Raw genomic sequence first — 16,192 nt, 5'->3', positions numbered from 1 at the left:
AGGATGGCGCCGTCGGCATAGGCGAGGCCGCGGTTGACCGTGTCGCAGCACATGACCGGGATCACGGCCGGGTCCTGCTTCGGCTCGTACTTCCAGACGATCTTGCTCTCGGCCGCGAGGTCGAGGGCGTAGACGATGTTCGGGAAGGGCGTGTGCAGGTACATCATGTTGCCGATGACCAGCGGCGAACCCTCGTGGCCGCGCAGGACGCCCGTCGAGAAGGTCCAGGCGACCTGGAGGTTCTTCACGTTGCCGGCATTGATCTGGTCGAGCTTCGAATAGCGCGTGTTGGCGTAGTCGACCGTCTGAAGCGCCTGCTCCGCCGGGTTGGCGATGGACTTCAGGATGCTTTCGTTGGCCAGCGCCGGGGTCGCGACTGCGAGACCCGCACCGAGTGCAAGAAGATGTGCCGCTCTCATGGTTCCTCCGTAAGGAAACGCCGACTGCCGGCCGATCGTGACGATGCGGGGCGGCCGGTTTCCGTTGTTTGCCGAATGCCTGGTCGTTGCCAGAGACCGTGACCGCTTGCCGCGAGAGACGGTCAGCGACCGTGGCAGCACGTCCGTCGAGACGGGGTGCGGTGCCATTGCACGCCAAACGACATTAGCCGAGTGCTGCTCAAAATCAATAATAATTTTCTAAATCGAAGGTCTTGTTTCATCTGTAGAAATACAACTTGATCAGAAAGCATGGGTTCGGCTTCAAAAAAGCCAGTGAGGCGTCATCGGATTATCTTTATTAAGATATTATGCTTCTAGTAATTTTGTTTTTATATTCGATGTTTCGATCAAGACTGATTGACACCGATTGTTCGTTCGTTATGTCTCACCTTGTTTGCAACTGGATCTCATGTGCTCTTTGGCTTGGACCGCTCGGGAGTTTTCTTGATCGGGGCGGGGTCTTCATGGCCCCGCCTTTTTTCTTGTCCGGCCCCCTCGCTTGTTTCGGATCCCCGCGCCCGCGCCTGTCCGCCCCGCCTCCCGCTCGCAGACCGAAAATGAATATAAACCTGTTTTGCGGATGCCGGATCGAGCGCTGCCATGAGCCGCGTGATCATCGAAGTCGACGGTGGCCGAAATTTTCCGCGTCGTCAAACGACAGGACGACTAGGCAATGTGATACAGGAAAATCAGGTATTTATTGGCGATCTGGTCGGGAGATCGGATGCCGATCCTAGGAATCTCGGTCGCGGAGTGCGTTGAAGCTCTGATCGCGGCATCGGGTCCGCCGCCATCCGGGGCCTGATCGAGATGTCCGATAAATAGGAATAAATAGATTTATGACGCCGCCGTTGGTCGGGCCGGTCGGTGAAGGATCTTTGCTGGCCGCGAGGCAGGGGCTCGGCCGCGGAATGACGGCGGTTGCCTGGGCGGGTTCTCACGCGCCCCGTCGTACCGGGCTTGCCTTCGGCGGCCCTGGAATGACGGCACGGCCGTCACGAACGCCGCCGATCGCCATCCCAGTCGTCGTTCGCCAAAACCGGTTCGCGGCCCTGCCCCCTCGAGGGGAAGGGACGCGCCGCGCTACTTGGTTCCACGAAGCGACGGACGGTAATCCGGCAAAAGGTCGGGGCTACCGCGCCGGTGCCCCGCCCGGCCCTTCGGACGAATTCGCCCCATCGGTCACCGCCTTCGGGCTCGCCAGGAACTCCGCGAGATAGCCCTTCCACAATTTGGCGAAGCGCAGCGACTGGTGGCCGTGCGTTTCCGCGGAGGTCGGCACCAGCACGAAGCGGCCGTCCTTCAGCCGGGCCATCGCGGGGTTCATCACGTCGAGCTGGGGCGGGTTCAGCTCGTCGTCGGCGAAGTTCACCGCCAGCACCTTCGCCGTGATCCGGTCGAGCCCCGGATAGGGGTCGTAGTCGAAGGTCGAGTCGAACCAGTACAGCCAGTCGTTGGCGTCGGCCTTGCCGGAAAAGCCGTCGGCGATGCTGTCGTAGAGGCGGTTGGCGTCGGCATGGGTCGGGGCCTGCTTCTGCAGGCCGAGCACGCTCTCGGTCATGATGTTGAAGATCGGCAGGATCTTCTGGAAGTGTTTCGGCTGTTCGGTGTAGGCGCCCCCCTGCCAGTCGGGGTCGTTGCGGATGCCCTCGATCAGGAGGCGGCGCCACAGGGCGTTGCGGCCGCTCACGGCGATCGGCTGGCTCGCCACCGCCATGATCAGGTCCATCGCCTCCGGATAACGCTCGCCCCACATCCAGGCCTGCATCCCGCCCATGGAAGTGCCGAGCACCATGCGCAGATGCTTGAGGCCGAGCGCTTCGGTGACGACCCGGTACTGGCCCGCGACGACGTCGCCGTAGCCGTAGCGCGGGAAAGCCGCCTTGAGCCCGTCCGACGGCTTTGCCGAGCCGCCCCGGCCGAGACCGTCCGGCAGGATCACGTAGTACTTGGCGGCATCGAGCGGCGCGCCGTCGCCGAACAGCTCCGGGCCGAGTGTCGGGATCAGGAAGGACTTTCCGGTGCCGGTGGTGCCGTGGAGGACGAGCACGGCGTTGTCGATCTCGCCGTTGGCGTTCCGGTGCGGCGTGCCGAGGGTGGTGTAGTGCAGCTTCACCTCCGGCAGGGTCACGCCGCTGGAGAACCGAAAATCCTTCGCGACGTAATCCGCCTCGGTCTGGTTCGGAAACGCGGCGGGCGCCCCCTGGGCCGTTGCCGCCAGCATCAGGAATCCTGCGAATAATCCGAGCCGTCCGAAGGGTCGTGCCATGGCCGTCCGCTCCCTGATCGCGGGCTCTTCCGGACCCGGTGGTTGCATCAGAGACGCCTCCGCGGTGCCGGTCAATTCGCCTTGATGAGATCGTCGATGCGGGTGGCCAGCGCCTCCATGGCGAAGGGCTTCGTCATCACCTGCATGCCGGGTTCGAGATGGCCGTGGCCGAGCACCGCGTTCTCGGCGTAGCCGGTGATGAACAAGACCTTCAGGCCGGGCCGCGTGACGCGGCCCGCCTCGGCCATCTGACGGCCGTTCATGCCGCCGGGCAGGCCGACATCCGTGACCAGCAGGTCGAGATGCGCGTCCGATTGCAGGACCGCGAGGCCGCCGGCCCCGTCCGCCGCCTCGATCGCGACGTAGCCGAGGTCTTCCAGGATCTCCGTCACCAGCATGCGCACCGTGGGCTCGTCGTCGACGACCAGCACCGTGCGGCCCTGCCCGGCCTGCGGGACCTCCCTCGGGCCGCCCGGCGCCTCGGGCTCCTGCACCGCGTCGGCGTGGCGCGGCAGGTAGAGCCGCATGGTGGTGCCCTGTCCGACCTCCGAATAGATCCGCACCTGCCCGCCGGACTGGCGCACGAAGCCATAGATCATCGACAAGCCGAGGCCCGTGCCCTGCCCGATCGGCTTCGTCGTGAAGAACGGCTCGAAGGCCCGGACGATCACGTCCGGCGTCATGCCGGTCCCGGTGTCGCTCACCGAGAGGGTGAGATAGGGGCCGGGCTGCATGTCGGCGGCGCGGGCGGCGTGGTCGTCGAGCCGGACGTTGGCGGTCTCGATGGTGATGCGGCCGCCGTCGGGCATCGCGTCGCGGGCATTGATGCAGAGGTTGAGCAGCGCGTTCTCGAGCTGCGGCGGGTCGATCAGCACCGTCCAGGGCCCGGCGGTGCCGACGGTCTCGATGGCGATCGTCGGCCCGACGGTGCGCCGGATCAGCTCCTCCATGCCGGCCACGAGCCGGTTGACGTCGGTGGGCTTCGGATCGAGCGTCTGGCGGCGCGAGAAGGCGAGCAGCCTGTGCGTCAGCGCGGCGGCGCGGCGCGTCGCCCCCTGAGCGGCGCTCATGTAGCGGTCGATCTCCCCTTGGCGCCCTTGCGCGATGCGCGACTGCATCAGCTCCAGGCTGCCGGAGATGCCGGCGAGGAGGTTGTTGAAATCGTGCGCGAGGCCGCCGGTGAGCTGGCCCACCGCCTCCATCTTCTGGGACTGGCGCAAGGCCTCCTCGATCCGGGCCTGCTCGGCCAGGGCCGCAGCGACGCGCTCGGCGAGACCGGCATTGGCCGCTTCCAGCGCCCGCTCGGCGCGCAGGCGCTCGGTCACGTCGTAGCCGCCGACGAAGATGCCGATGACGGCGCCGGTGTCGTCCCGGATCGCCTTGTAGAGCAGGTCGATGAAGCGGTCCTGGTCCTCCCCGGCCAGTCGGATCGGCATGGCCCGGGCGGTGAAGGGCTGGCCGGTGGCGTAGACGCCGTCGAGCAACTCGAAAAAGCCCTGGCCGACGAGTTCGGGAAACACCGTGCGCACGCCGTGCCCGAGGAAGTCGCGGTTGCCGGCGATCGCGACATAGGCGTCGTTGACGTAGTCGAAGATGTGCTCGGGGCCGCGCAGCACGGCGGCGAAGCCCGGCATCTGCTGCAGGAGCTTGCGCTGGCGCGCGATCTCGGCGGCGAGCCGCCGGTCGCTGTTCACCCGCGCCGTGGTCTCGTTGGTGAAGATGAACAGTCCCGCCACCGCACCGTCGGCGTCGAACACCCGCGAGTAGGAGAAGCTCCAGAAGGTCTCCTTGGCGCCGCGGTCGGTGTCGAGGGTCCAGGGCAGGTCGACGAAGCGCTGCGCGCGGCCGGCGAAGGCCTCGTCGATGATGGGCTTGGCCTGGTCCCAGGCATCGGCCCAGACCTCGCGGAACGGCGCACCCATCGCCCAGGACAGCCGCGGCCCGAGCAGCGGGAAGTAGGTGTCGTTGAAGAAGAAGTGCAGCTCCGGCCCCCAGGCCAGGATCATCGATTCCGGCGATTCCAGCACGAGCCCGAGCGCCACCCGCAGGGCGTCCGGCCAAGTCTCGGGGGGGCCGAGCGGATGGCCCGACCAGTCTCGCTCGCGGATCATCCGCGCGGCTTCGCTGCGGCCGGCAAGGAACGGCGGCGTGCCGGGGCCTGCGCCGTCGGCATCTTGGGAATGGGGTGTCTGGGCGGCCACGCGAACCGATAACCTCGTCCGACCGGCCGTGACAGGCGAATCGCCCCCGACGCTCAGCCGCTCGCCCCGGGATCCGCCCGCAGCCGCCGGGGCCTTTGCCGGCGGTGTATGGCCGTTTTGCGGGTTTTTGGAAGCAGTTCCCCCGAAGGCCGGAGTTGCCGGCCCTTCGGGGGTTAGGCGGCTATGAGCGCCGAAACAGGAGGCTGAGGTTGTTCGCCGGCATCGCCACCCGCTCGGTCAGACGAAGCCCCTGCGCCGCGCCGACCGTCGCGACGGCCTCGACCTCCCGTACCCCCCAGCGCGGATCGCGATTCCGGAGGTCGGCGTCGAAGTCGGCGTTGCTCCGCGCGGTATGTGCGCCGTCCACCATGAACGGGCCGTAGAGAACCAGCAGGCCACCCGCGGGGAGCCGCCGCCCTGCCCCGGCCATCAGGCCCTCGGTGACGGACCAGGGCGCGATGTGGATCAGGTTGATCGCCAGGACCGTGTCGGCCCGGTCGACCGGCCAGTCGGCCGCACCGGCGTCGAGCCGAACCGGCGGGAGCAGATTGGGCAACCCGGCGGCGCGGGCATAAGCGGCGATGCTGCGAAGCGCGGCCGGTTCCGGATCGCTCGGCTGCCAGCGCAGGGCCGGAAGCGCACCTGCAAAGTGCACGGCGTGCTCGCCGGACCCACTCGCGATCTCCAGCACGAGCCCGGACGGCGGCAGGACGCGTTTCAAAACCTGGAGGATGACGTCGCGGTTGCGCGCCACCGCCGGGGCGACGAGGGCATCGCCGTCGAGGTCCCATCCGAGCATCGTCAGGTCTCGACCCTATTGCGCTAAGACGGAATGCCTACAGGCCGCTCCTCACCCCTTCGCCTGCGCCAACTGAACCGGCGTCTGCGTCGCGCCCATCGATTCCGCGAGCGCGGCGGCGGTGAGGCCGGAGGCGTCGCGGCGGTCGGGATCGGCGCCGTGGGCGAGGAGGAGGGCGACGATCTCGGTGCGGTCGAACATCGCGGCGACCATCAGGGCCGTGCGCGAGCCGTCGGCCTCGCCGTCCGCCTTGGCGCCGTGGGCGAGGAGCTGGCGGGCGATCGCGAGCTCGCCCTTGAAGGCGGCGCCGGCGAGCGGGGTCTGGCCGCGGTCGTTGGCGAGTTCGGGGTCGCCGCCGGCCTCCAGGATCACGCGCGTCGCCGCTTCCTGCCCGTTATAGGCGGCGAGCATCAGCAGGCTGTCGCCCTTGTCGTTGCGGATGTTGGCGGGCAGGCCCTGCTCGAACAGCTCCGACAATTCGTCGGCATGCCCCATCCGCGCATATTGGAAGATGCGGCCGGCGAAGGCGAGGGTCTCGTCGTCGAGGACGGGGATCGCTGCGGTCTCCTGAGTCTGCATTCAATAATCTCTGAGGCGCATGAAGAGGTCCATCTGGAGTCGGCGCGCGCGCCGTCCAGCCTTGCCGCTGCAGAAAGGTCGGGCAGGAGTGACGAGGGCGGAGGCCCGACTCGCAACGGGCCGCCCCACTACCTCAAGCTACCGCGCCGGGCCGGATTTGTCTCGCCGAACCTGAGCCGCCGAAGCGGTTGCGCCGTCGTGTCCGGTTTCGGACGCTCGGGGCCGTGCGGCCGGCCGGAGCGGTCCCGGCCTGCGTCCGGACGGCTCCGGCGCGTGCCCGGCCTGCCCGATGCGGGAGGGCGCAGCGCGTTTCAGGCGGCGACGGGCACCGCCTTCAGGCCGCCGAAGCGGCGGTCGCGCCGGCTGAAATCGGCCACCGCCGCGGCGAGGTCCGCCTCTCCGAAATCCGGCCACATCCGGTCGGTGAAGTGCAGCTCGGCATAGGCCGCCTCCCAGAGGAGAAAATCCGACAGCCGCTTCTCGCCGCCGGTACGGATCATCAGGTCGACGTCGCCGCACGCACCGGTGTCCTCGGCGAGAATCTTGCCGAGGTCTTCGCGGGTGGCGTCCGGTCCGAGGCGCGTGGCGGCGGCGAGGATCGCGTCGCGGGAGGAGTAGTCGACGGCGATGCGCAAGCTCAGTTTGGTGCCGCCGGCCGTCGCCGCCTCGGCCCGCTCGATTGCCTCGGGAATGCCGGCGGGGAGCCGGTCGCGCCGCCCGAACACCGTGAGCCGGGTGCCGGTGCGGGCGAGCCGCCCGGTCTCCGAGCGCAGATAGGCCTTCAGGAGCCGCATCAGGCCGCCGACCTCGACGGCGGGCCGCTTCCAGTTGTCGCTGGCGAAGGCGAACAGCGTCAGCGTGTCGATGCCGAGCCCGGGAGCGGCTTCGGCGGTCCGGCGGATCGCCTCGACGCCCATCCGGTGGCCGGCACTGCGCGGCAATCCGCGCTGCGTGGCCCAACGACCGTTGCCGTCCATGATGATCGCGGCGTGCAGGCCTCTGCCGTCGGGATCGCGTCGCATCGTCGGGTCTCCGGGCACGGGGCGGAACCTGTCGTTCTAGGAGGTCCGGCACACGCACGCGGTGTGCCGGAGAGGTAGGGCGATTTCGCGGTCGATTGCCGACGGAATCACGTCGGTTCCGCGAAGGGATCGGTCATGGCGTGGGTAGACCCGGGGACCCGTCCCGCGGCCTTGGCCGCATCGCGCACCACCTGCTCCAGCACGCCGAGATAGGCGAGGAAGCGGGCCCGGCCCCGCGGCGTCAGACGGCAGAGCGTCTGCGGGCGGTTGTGGTCGTATCCCTTCTCGAGGCTGACGAAATCCGCCTCCTGCAGCACCGCGAGGTGCCGGCTCAGGTTGCCGTCGGTCAGGCCGCACAGGCGGCGCAGGTCGGGAAAGGCGAGGCCCTTGGGATGGGCGACCAGCGAGGTCAGCACGGAGAGCCGCGCCTTCTCGTGGATCACCCGGTCGAGCCCCTCGTAGGAGAAGCGGCCGTCGATGGCTTCAGAGAGCGACATCCAAGCCTCCCTGATGGTCGCGCATGGCGTGGTGCATGATCAGCGCGAGCATCCCCTGCCCGATCGCGAAGGGCAGGCCCATCAGCCAGGGCGAGAGGCCGTGCTGCGCGCTGGCCAGCGCGAAGACGGACAGTCCGGCGAGGAGATACCAGGCTCCGGCAAGCTGCACCGCCCGCGGCAGGATGCGGGCGGCGGCGAACAGGCCGAGGCCGGTCAGCACCTGCCAGAGGCCCGGCAGCATCCAGACCTGATCCGGGGCGAACCGCGCCACGACGAGGGCTAGGCAGAGCCCGACCCCCGCCGACGGCAGGAAGCTCTCGATGGCGCTCGTGACCATGGCATCGGCCAGCCCCGAATGCAGCCGCCGCGAGCGCCGCACGGTCTCGACGCCGATCAGTGCGAAGGCGACCGAGGCCGCGGCGATCCAGATCCCGAAATAGGCGAGCGGGTTGGCCGACGGCTCGTCGAGCCACCACGCCTGCAGGCAGGCCGTCGCCAGGGCCAGCGCGCCGGTCGCGGCCAGCGTCGCCGAACCGAGCCCGCGAAACGCCGTCTCGCGGGCGATCTGCGTGCGGATCGCAACGATGTCGGCCAGTGCCTTGTCCAGGTCCCGCATGCGGCTACCCCGCTCCCGAATCGCGCTTTGTATCATAAAGTAGATGCCAGGGCAGAGCGACGCAAGGCGTGTATCGCCGTGAGTGCCGCACGAGGCGTGCAGTCTCTCACACGAGTCTGATCGGCCCCGGATACGTCGCTATGGTTGCATCCGCTGTCGCCAACGTGATGCCTTCGACCGTAGCCTGCGCGATGAGAAGGCGGTCGAACGGATCCTTGTGGATCGGTGGCAGTCCTTCGACGGCGACCGCATGCGCTCCGAGAACCGTGAGTTCTTCGTAGCCGTTGTCCAGCAGAGCGCGGCGCAGGACACGGCTGTCGGTGCGGAAGTTCGCACGGCCGAGCCCGCGCTTGATCGCGACCTCCCAAATACTGACGACGCTGAAAACGAGCGCAATTGCCGGGTCATCGATGATAGCGATGGCCGCATTCGAGAGTTGGCTCGCATCTTCCGACGATCAGAGCAGAAGATGCGTGTCGAGGAGGACTTTCACTCGTCCTCGCCCTCGAACATCGCGATGATCTCTTCTTGGCCCATCGTGTCGAAGTCGTCCGGCACAGAGATCTGCCCTTTCAGGAAGCCGCGGCGCCGCTTCACGAAGGGGGCGGGAGCGTCCAGCGGCACGACCTTGACCACGGGCTTACCGTCCCTGGCGATCACCAACGGCTCGCCGCCGGCGGCCTCGTCGACGAGGCGGGAGAATTCCGTGTCGGCTTCGTGCAGATCGATCGTCTTCATCGCGGCCTCCGACCGTTCCGGAGCAGTCTAATCGGCTCTGCGGCTCCCCGCCACAGTAGCGGTTCGCAGCGGGGATCCTCGTCGCGCCGTCAGGGCTTTGTCAGGCCGCGTCGAGGGGCCATATTCGGCTTCATGCCTGCTCCGAAGAAACCGCGCCCCGTCTCGGCCAAGTCCGCCTCGTCGAAGGCCGACAAGCCCGAGTTGAAGCCTCTCGACGAGCATCTCGCCGAACTCCTGAGCCCGGCGCTCAACCGCAACCGGCCGAGGCCGGCCGAGCCGCCGGCCAAGGGCGCGAAGGCCCGGAGCACGAAGGCGAAGGGCGGCGGCTTCGGCGAGGCCCCGCAGGCCGGCTACGCCATCGCCGACGCGGCCGAGGTCGATCCGCGCCTCGCCCAGGCCCTCGGCCTCGCGGCGCCCGAGGACGGCCCTGCGCCTCCGGCTGCCGAGGAGCCGGTCTCCCAGGCGACGGAGGGCGTCTCCGCCACCATGGCGGCGCTCGAACAGTTGCTCCACGAGGGCAACCCGCTGTTCAAGAACGGCGAGACCTGGGTGCCGCACCGGCCGGAGCGGCCGCAGAAGTCGGAGGGCGGCCTCCGCTTCACCTTGAAATCCGAGTTCGAGCCGGCCGGCGACCAGCCCCGTGCCATCGCCGAACTGGTGGACGGTGTGAGCAAGCACGAGCGCGACCAGGTGCTGCTCGGCGTAACCGGCTCCGGCAAGACCTTCACGATGGCCAAGATCATCGAGCTGACGCAGCGCCCGGCCCTGATCCTCGCCCCGAACAAGACGCTCGCCGCGCAGCTCTACGGCGAGTTCAAGAGCTTCTTTCCGGACAATGCGGTCGAGTACTTCGTCTCGTACTACGACTACTATCAGCCGGAAGCGTACGTGCCGCGCTCCGACACCTTCATCGAGAAGGAATCCTCGATCAACGAGCAGATCGACCGGATGCGCCACTCGGCCACCCGCGCCTTGCTCGAGCGGGACGACGTGATCATGGTCGCGTCGGTGTCCTGCATCTACGGCATCGGCTCGGTCGAGACCTACACGGCGATGTCGTTCACGGTGACGCTCGGCGAGCGGATCGAGCAGCGCCAGCTCATCGCCGACCTCGTGGCCCTGCAATACAAGCGCATCCAGTCGGACTTCGCCCGCGGCACGTTTCGCGTGCGCGGCGACGTCATCGAATTATGGCCGGCCCACCTGGAGGATCGCGGCTGGCGCATCGGCCTGTTCGGCGACGAGATCGAGAGCATCGTCGAGTTCGATCCGCTGACGGGGAAGAAGATCAACGAACTCAAGTTCGTCAAAGTCTACGCGAACTCGCACTACGTCACGCCGCGCCCGACCCTCCAGCAGGCCATCAAGGGCATCAAAACCGAGCTCAAGGCCCGCGTCGAGGAACTGACCAGGATGGGCCGGCTGATCGAGGCCCAGCGCCTGGAGCAGCGCTGCACCTTCGACGTCGAGATGATCGAGGCCACCGGCGCCTGCAACGGCATCGAGAATTATTCGCGCTACCTCACCGGGCGCAAACCCGGCGAGCCGCCGCCGACGCTGTTCGAATACCTGCCCGACAACGCGCTCGTCTTCACCGACGAGAGCCACGTCACCGTGCCGCAGATCGGCGGCATGTACCGGGGCGACTTCCGGCGGAAGGCGACGCTGGCGGAATACGGCTTCCGCCTGCCCTCCTGCCTCGACAACCGCCCGCTTCGCTTCGAGGAATGGGACCTGATGCGCCCGCAGACGGTCCACGTCTCGGCGACGCCCGGCAAGTGGGAGATGGAGCGCACCGACGGCGTCTTCGCCGAGCAGGTGATCCGCCCCACCGGCCTCGTCGACCCCGTCATCGAGATCCGCCCGGCCCGCTCCCAGGTCGACGACCTGCTGGGGGAAGTCCGCGAGGTCGCGCAGGCCGGCTACCGCACCCTGGTGACGACGCTCACCAAGCGCATGGCCGAGGACCTCACCGAGTACCTGCACGAGAACGGCGTGCGCGTGCGCTACATGCACTCCGACATCGACACACTGGAGCGCATCGAGATCATCCGCGACTTGAGATTGGGTGCGTTCGACGTCCTCATCGGCATCAACCTGCTGCGCGAGGGTCTCGACATCCCGGAATGCGCCCTCGTCGCCATCCTCGACGCCGACAAGGAGGGGTTTCTGCGCTCAGAGACGTCGCTGATCCAGACCATCGGCCGCGCGGCGCGCAACGCCGACGCCCGCTGCATCCTCTACGCCGACAGCATCACCGGCTCGATGGAGCGGGCGATGGCGGAGACCGAGCGTCGGCGCGTCAAGCAGCTCGCCTACAACGAAGAACACGGCATCACGCCGCAGAGCGTGAAGCGCGGCATCCAGGACATCCTGGAGAGCGTCTACGAGCGCGACCACGTTCGCGTCGACACCGGTCTCGCCAAGGACGTCGCCACCGTCGGGCACAACCTCAAGGCGGTCATGGCCGACCTCGAGAAGCGCATGCGGGCCGCCGCTGCCGATCTCGACTTCGAGGAGGCCGCGCGGATGCGCGACGAGCTCAAGCGGCTGCAATCGACCGAGCTGCTGATCTCCGACGATCCGATGGCCCGCCAGGCCGACGTCGAGCGCGGTGCCGGCCGCCAGGGCGACAGGCGCTCGCGTATCAGCAAGCCGACCCTCGACAACATGGGCCCGGGCACCGACCGCGAGCTCCCCGCCGGCGCCGTGCCCTGGAAGGAGCGTCCGAAGGGCCGCTCGACGCAGGGAATGGGCGGCCAGAAGCCACGCTACAAGGGCCGCTGATCTGAGTTCCTGAGAGCGTGATCAGTGTTCGGGGTCGGAACCGAACCCGTCGTCGAGGATTGACGAGCCGAGACCTGAACATGGGCCGACTTGGATCGGCCGGCGTCGGTTCGGCTCTCGTCCGCGCGTGACCTCTGGCCACCGGAACAGCTGCATGACCTCCGTTCGCGAACCGGGTGCCGGCGCCGCCGTCACCGGCCTCTTTCTGGGAAGCCTCGCCATCGCCGGCGCAGTTGCTCTCGTCACGGCACCGATCACGCCGCGCATGGCCCTGGCTCAGACGGTTGCTGGCTCGAGCGATCGGTCCATCGCCGCACCGGGGTCGCTGGACGGCCGGGCCGATTCCCTCGACCGCCTGTCCCACCGCTATCGGCGCGATACCGTCGGCGACTGACACGAAGTCCGAGCAACCCCGGCTCCGATCGCCCGTTGTGCCCTAGGACGTGGCGGAACGGAGGACGGCCCATGGGTCTGCTCGATCAGGTCATCGGTGGCGTCGTCGGGCAGGTGCTCAGTGGCGGTCGTGGCGGCAGCGCCATGTCGCCCATCGTCAAGGCGCTGCTGATGCTGCTCCTCGCCAAGGGCGCAAGCGGCGGCCTCGGCGATATCTTGGGTGGGGGCCATCGTTCGCCGGAACCGGAGGGCCGGGGCCGCGCGCCCTCCCCCGCGGGATACGACGGCCCGCAAGGGGACGACGGCGATCTCGGCGGCTTCGGCCAGCGCCCGCAGGGCGGGAGTTCGAGTGGCGGCGATGATGGCGGCGGTGAATTCTCGGATCTCTCGGGGATGCTCGATGGCCCCGGCGACGGTGGTGGCCGATCGCCCGGGGCAGGCCCCTACGCCCATCTCGACCACGAACCGGATGGTGGCGGACAGGGTGGTCTCGGCGGCGGGCTCGACGGGCTGATCGAGGGCTTCGAGCGCGGCGGCCTCGGCGACGTCATCGGCTCCTGGATCGGCCACGGCCAGAACCGGGCGATCGAGCCGAACCGCCTCGCCGACGCCCTCGGCTCCGATACCGTCGACACCCTCAGCTGCCAGACCGGGCTCGACCGCACCGACCTGCTGAGCCAGCTCGCACAGGCCCTGCCCTCCGTGGTCGACGCGCTGACGCCCCAGGGGCGCAAGCCGGAGCAAAACGAACGCCAGGGCTGGTGAGCGCCGGATCTCGCGCGGTCCGATCCGCGCTTTCCCATTACCGCGCGCGCTTTGCAGAGCCGCAGATCGGTTGTCGCGGGATAAGCGCGTGAAGCAAAAGCGCGTTTCCCCTCCCCTTTGTGGGGAGGGGTGAGGGGTGGGGTGGTTCAGGACTGAGCGTCCCGGTCCCGTCTGCACCACCCTTACCTCCGTCCCCCTCCCCACGAGGGGGAGGAGAGCGCGGCGGGGCCGGCAATGCCTCATACGGAGGGGTTCTTCAACGCCGCCGCCGCGTAGACCCCGTCGACTGCACCTTCGCCATCGCCTCGGCCCGGTCGGCCTCGCTCGCGGCGGTCCAGGCCTTGTCGTAGAGGTCGACGATCCACTCGTCGGATCGGCTCTGCGCGCCGTCGCGGGCCAGCGCCAGCCAGGTCAGGCCGCGCACGGTCTGGCGCGGCACGCCGACGCCGTTGAAGAGCAGGTCGCCGAGCAGCGCCTGTGCCGGCTTGTGGCCCTTCTCGGCGGCGAGGTTGAACCAGCGCGCGGCCTTGCGCGGATCCTGCTCCGTGCCGGTGCCGTCGAGATAGAGCCGGGCGAGGTTGTACTGCGCGTTGGGATCGCCGAACGAGGCGGCGTAGTTGAACATCTCGTAGGCGCGCTCAGGATTCGCGCGCACGTAGGTGCCCTTGATCCCGTCGAGGAAATAAGTGCCCAGCGCCGTGAAGGCGCTGGCGACGACGCCGGAATTGCCGGCCTCCGGCTTGTCGTCGTTGTCGTCGGCAATGCGCGAAAAATACTCGAAGGCCTTGAGGTCGTCGTGCGGCACGCCGTCCCCGTCCGCGTACATGCGGCCGAGCTTCCACAGAGCGAGGGTCTGGCCCTGATCGGCGGCGTATTCGAGGGCGCGCACGGCGCCCTGCTTGTCGCCGGCATTGTAGTCGCGCACGCCCGAGCGGAGCGCGTCCTTGGCCGAGCGGTAGCTCGAATCCGGAACGGGCGTGCGCGCCGTCGCGTCGAGGGACTCGGCCGGATAGCCGGCGAGCAGCATCAGGCCGGCGGCGGCGAGGCCGCAGGCGATCTTCACGCGGAGCCGACCGGGAGCGGCCCCGACCGGCAACAGCCGGCTTGGGTCAGTCCTAGATGTCCGCATAGGTCTGAATCTCCTGGGCGCCACCGGGATGGGTGACGGCGCCGCTCACCGCGGGTCCGACGGTCTGCATGTATTTCCAGAGGTAGCCGGAGGTCGCGGAATTGGTCCGCGGCGTCCAGGCCTTGCGGCGCTCGGCGAACTCTTCGTCGGACAGGGCGACGTCGAGGGTGCCCTTGATCGCGTCCAGCGTGATGACGTCGCCGTCCTTGAGGAGGCCGATCGGGCCGCCGATCGCGGCCTCGGGGCCGACATGGCCGACGCAGAACCCGCGGGTTGCGCCGGAGAAGCGGCCGTCGGTGATCAGCGCGACCTTGTCGCCCATGCCCTGTCCGTAGAGGGCGGCGGTGGTGGAGAGCATCTCGCGCATGCCGGGGCCGCCCTTCGGGCCCTCGTAGCGGATCACGAGGACTTCGCCGGGGTGGTAGGTGCGGTTCTGGACGGCCTCGAAGCAGGCTTCCTCGCCGTCGAACACACGGGCCGGGCCGGTGAACACCTGCTTCTCGGGCGGCATGCCGGCGACCTTCACGATCGCGCCCTCGGGGGCGAGGTTGCCACGCAGGCCGACGACGCCGCCGGTGGGCGTGAGAGGGGTGTTCGCCGCCCGCACCACGTCTTGGTCCGGGTTCCAGGCGACCTTCTCCATGTTCTCGGCGATGGTGCGGCCGGTGACGGTCATGCAGTCGCCGTGGATGAAGCCGTGGTCGAGCAGGGTCTTGATCAGGAGCGGGATGCCGCCGACCTCGAACATGTCCTTGGCGACGTAGCGTCCGCCGGGCTTGAGATCGGCGATGTACGGCGTGCGGCGGAAGATCTCGGCCACGTCGAACAGGTCGAAGGCGATGCCGCATTCATGTGCGATCGCCGGCAGGTGCAGGGCCGCGTTGGTCGAGCCGCCCGACGCCGCGACGGCGGCCGCGGCGTTCTCGAGACTCTTGCGGGTGACGATGTCGCGCGGACGGATGTTCTTGGCGAGCAGCTCCATGACCTTCTCGCCGGCGGTCATGCAGAATCTGTCGCGGATCTCGTAGGGCGCCGGGGCGCCGGCCGAGTAGGGCAGCGCCAGGCCGATCGCCTCGGAGACGGTGGCCATGGTGTTGGCCGTGAACTGCGCGCCGCAGGCCCCGGCGGAGGGACAGGCGACCTGCTCCAGCTCGTCGAGATCGTCGAGGGTCATGTCGCCGACGGCGACCTTGCCGACGGCCTCGAACAGGTCCTGCACCGTCACCGGCTTGCCGCGGAACGAACCGGGCAGGATCGAGCCGCCGTAGATGAAGATCGACGGCACGTTGAGGCGCACCATGGCCATCATCATGCCGGGCAGGGACTTGTCGCAGCCGGCGAGGCCGACGAGGGCGTCGTAGGCGTGGCCGCGCATGGTCAGCTCGACGGAATCCGCGATGACTTCGCGGGACGGCAGCGAGGCGCGCATGCCGGCATGGCCCATGGCGATGCCGTCGGTTACCGTGATGGTGCAGAACTCGCGCGGCGTGCCGTTGGCGGCCGCGACGCCCTTCTTCACGGCCTGGGCCTGGCGCATCAGCGAGATGTTGCAGGGCGCCGCCTCGTTCCAGCAGGAGGCCACGCCAACGAGCGGCTGGTGGATCTGCTCCTTGGTGAGGCCCATGGCGTAGAGATACGAGCGGTGCGGCGCGCGATCCGGCCCCTCCGTCACGTGACGGCTCGGAAGCTTCGACTTGTTGTTCAACCGCAGGTCCATGGCCGTGTCCGAAACCGCTTTCCACCCGTTTCCGACGCCGCGGGCGCCGGTCGAAAATCCTTTACGGCCAAGCTTTTCCGGGTGGTTCGCCCGCCCTTGGAACAGCTCGGAATCCGGCGCTAAATCCCTGCCGGAACAGCCATTTACCGCGAGGCTTGAGGTGGTCCCGGTTTATGGCGCAATAGCGGCGTGGCCGCGGGCGACCGGGGGCAAAGCTGGGATGGTTTCGCGGTGTGACGG

Annotated in this window: 15 protein-coding genes and 1 pseudogene; 4 read left to right on the top strand and 12 right to left on the bottom strand. The window is 68.4% G+C overall.

Annotation, left to right across the window (positions count from 1 at the left end; genetic code table 11):
• A pseudogene (locus tag MHA02_RS17555) lies at window positions 1–419 on the bottom strand (PQQ-dependent dehydrogenase, methanol/ethanol family); the annotation flags it as partial.
• A 621-nt stretch (window positions 420–1,040) separates the two neighbouring features.
• Between MHA02_RS17555 and MHA02_RS22270 the strand changes: the two are divergent.
• Window positions 1,041–1,202, top strand: coding sequence for a hypothetical protein (locus tag MHA02_RS22270; RefSeq protein WP_170249331.1), 162 nt, complete (start codon window positions 1,041–1,043; stop codon window positions 1,200–1,202).
• A gap of 370 nt (window positions 1,203–1,572) precedes the next feature.
• Here MHA02_RS22270 and MHA02_RS17550 read toward each other — a convergent pair whose 3' ends face one another.
• The 9 genes from MHA02_RS17550 to MHA02_RS17510 all read right to left on the bottom strand — a co-directional run bounded on the left by MHA02_RS17550 (window position 1,573) and on the right by MHA02_RS17510 (window position 9,161).
• The gene (locus MHA02_RS17550; RefSeq protein WP_147081079.1) at window positions 1,573–2,709 is read right to left on the bottom strand and encodes an alpha/beta fold hydrolase; all 1,137 of its coding nucleotides are present in this window, start codon (window positions 2,707–2,709) and stop codon (window positions 1,573–1,575) included.
• Window positions 2,710–2,780: 71 nt separating this feature from the next.
• Entirely contained in the window at window positions 2,781–4,820 is a 2,040-nt protein-coding gene (locus MHA02_RS17545) for an ATP-binding protein (protein WP_147081097.1), read from the bottom strand.
• Window positions 4,821–5,091: 271 nt separating this feature from the next.
• Window positions 5,092–5,709, bottom strand: a complete 618-nt coding sequence (locus MHA02_RS17540; RefSeq protein ID WP_147081076.1) for a DUF938 domain-containing protein — start codon at window positions 5,707–5,709, stop codon at window positions 5,092–5,094.
• Window positions 5,710–5,760: 51 nt separating this feature from the next.
• Complete coding sequence (locus MHA02_RS17535; RefSeq protein WP_147081073.1) at window positions 5,761–6,288, bottom strand: ankyrin repeat domain-containing protein; 528 nt, start codon at window positions 6,286–6,288, stop codon at window positions 5,761–5,763.
• A gap of 311 nt (window positions 6,289–6,599) precedes the next feature.
• Entirely contained in the window at window positions 6,600–7,310 is a 711-nt protein-coding gene (locus tag MHA02_RS17530) for a di-trans,poly-cis-decaprenylcistransferase (protein WP_147081070.1), read from the bottom strand.
• A gap of 107 nt (window positions 7,311–7,417) precedes the next feature.
• On the bottom strand, window positions 7,418–7,807 hold the full coding sequence (locus MHA02_RS17525) for a transcriptional regulator (protein WP_147081067.1): 390 nt from the start codon (window positions 7,805–7,807) through the stop codon (window positions 7,418–7,420).
• A complete protein-coding gene (locus MHA02_RS17520) occupies window positions 7,794–8,423 on the bottom strand; it encodes a hypothetical protein (protein ID WP_147081064.1) in 630 nt (209 codons plus the stop codon). Before MHA02_RS17520 ends, MHA02_RS17525 begins: the two co-directional genes overlap by 14 nt.
• Window positions 8,424–8,529: 106 nt before the next feature.
• On the bottom strand, window positions 8,530–8,844 hold the full coding sequence (locus MHA02_RS17515; RefSeq protein ID WP_210245085.1) for a type II toxin-antitoxin system VapC family toxin: 315 nt from the start codon (window positions 8,842–8,844) through the stop codon (window positions 8,530–8,532).
• A gap of 68 nt (window positions 8,845–8,912) precedes the next feature.
• Window positions 8,913–9,161, bottom strand: coding sequence for a type II toxin-antitoxin system Phd/YefM family antitoxin (locus MHA02_RS17510; RefSeq protein ID WP_147081061.1), 249 nt, complete (start codon window positions 9,159–9,161; stop codon window positions 8,913–8,915).
• A 132-nt stretch (window positions 9,162–9,293) separates the two neighbouring features.
• Here MHA02_RS17510 and uvrB point away from each other — a divergent pair, with 132 nt between their 5' ends.
• From uvrB to MHA02_RS17495, 3 genes are all read left to right on the top strand, one after another.
• On the top strand, window positions 9,294–11,948 hold the full coding sequence (gene uvrB / locus MHA02_RS17505) for an excinuclease ABC subunit UvrB (protein WP_147081059.1): 2,655 nt from the start codon (window positions 9,294–9,296) through the stop codon (window positions 11,946–11,948).
• Window positions 11,949–12,102: 154 nt separating this feature from the next.
• Window positions 12,103–12,342 (top strand): hypothetical protein, encoded by a 240-nt coding sequence (locus MHA02_RS17500; RefSeq protein ID WP_147081056.1) that lies wholly within the window; start codon window positions 12,103–12,105, stop codon window positions 12,340–12,342.
• 71 nt (window positions 12,343–12,413) lie between these two features.
• The gene (locus MHA02_RS17495) at window positions 12,414–13,106 is read left to right on the top strand and encodes a YidB family protein (RefSeq protein ID WP_147081051.1); all 693 of its coding nucleotides are present in this window, start codon (window positions 12,414–12,416) and stop codon (window positions 13,104–13,106) included.
• Window positions 13,107–13,362: 256 nt separating this feature from the next.
• On the opposite strand, the gene MHA02_RS17490 is transcribed toward MHA02_RS17495, so the two are convergent.
• A complete protein-coding gene (locus MHA02_RS17490) occupies window positions 13,363–14,235 on the bottom strand; it encodes a tetratricopeptide repeat protein (protein WP_147081048.1) in 873 nt (290 codons plus the stop codon).
• Window positions 14,222–15,952 (bottom strand): dihydroxy-acid dehydratase, encoded by a 1,731-nt coding sequence (gene ilvD / locus MHA02_RS17485; RefSeq protein WP_147081046.1) that lies wholly within the window; start codon window positions 15,950–15,952, stop codon window positions 14,222–14,224. The genes MHA02_RS17490 and ilvD overlap by 14 nt, the downstream gene beginning before the upstream one ends.
• Window positions 15,953–16,192 lie beyond the last annotated feature (240 nt).

This window comes from Methylobacterium haplocladii (genome assembly GCF_007992175.1).
GTDB lineage: Bacteria > Pseudomonadota > Alphaproteobacteria > Rhizobiales > Beijerinckiaceae > Methylobacterium > Methylobacterium haplocladii.
Note: the sequence above shows the minus strand (reverse complement) of the source record. Positions and strands in the feature narration are given on the sequence as shown.

Bases quoted from the DNA above. Each gene is read 5' to 3' on its own strand.
- MHA02_RS22270 (WP_170249331.1), top strand. From the start codon at position 1,041: ATGAGCCGCGTGATCATCGAAGTCGACGGTGGCCGAAATTTTCCGCGT.
- MHA02_RS17530 (WP_147081070.1), bottom strand. From the start codon at position 7,310: ATGCGACGCGATCCCGACGGCAGAGGCCTGCACGCCGCGATCATCATG.
- MHA02_RS17545 (WP_147081097.1), bottom strand. From the start codon at position 4,820: ATGATCCGCGAGCGAGACTGGTCGGGCCATCCGCTCGGCCCCCCCGAG.
- MHA02_RS17550 (WP_147081079.1), bottom strand. From the start codon at position 2,709: ATGGCACGACCCTTCGGACGGCTCGGATTATTCGCAGGATTCCTGATG.
- MHA02_RS17495 (WP_147081051.1), top strand. From the start codon at position 12,414: ATGGGTCTGCTCGATCAGGTCATCGGTGGCGTCGTCGGGCAGGTGCTC.
- uvrB (WP_147081059.1), top strand. From the start codon at position 9,294: ATGCCTGCTCCGAAGAAACCGCGCCCCGTCTCGGCCAAGTCCGCCTCG.
- ilvD (WP_147081046.1), bottom strand. From the start codon at position 15,952: ATGGACCTGCGGTTGAACAACAAGTCGAAGCTTCCGAGCCGTCACGTG.
- MHA02_RS17540 (WP_147081076.1), bottom strand. From the start codon at position 5,709: ATGCTCGGATGGGACCTCGACGGCGATGCCCTCGTCGCCCCGGCGGTG.
- MHA02_RS17490 (WP_147081048.1), bottom strand. From the start codon at position 14,235: ATGCGGACATCTAGGACTGACCCAAGCCGGCTGTTGCCGGTCGGGGCC.
- MHA02_RS17500 (WP_147081056.1), top strand. From the start codon at position 12,103: ATGACCTCCGTTCGCGAACCGGGTGCCGGCGCCGCCGTCACCGGCCTC.
- MHA02_RS17510 (WP_147081061.1), bottom strand. From the start codon at position 9,161: ATGAAGACGATCGATCTGCACGAAGCCGACACGGAATTCTCCCGCCTC.
- MHA02_RS17520 (WP_147081064.1), bottom strand. From the start codon at position 8,423: ATGCGGGACCTGGACAAGGCACTGGCCGACATCGTTGCGATCCGCACG.
- MHA02_RS17525 (WP_147081067.1), bottom strand. From the start codon at position 7,807: ATGTCGCTCTCTGAAGCCATCGACGGCCGCTTCTCCTACGAGGGGCTC.
- MHA02_RS17535 (WP_147081073.1), bottom strand. From the start codon at position 6,288: ATGCAGACTCAGGAGACCGCAGCGATCCCCGTCCTCGACGACGAGACC.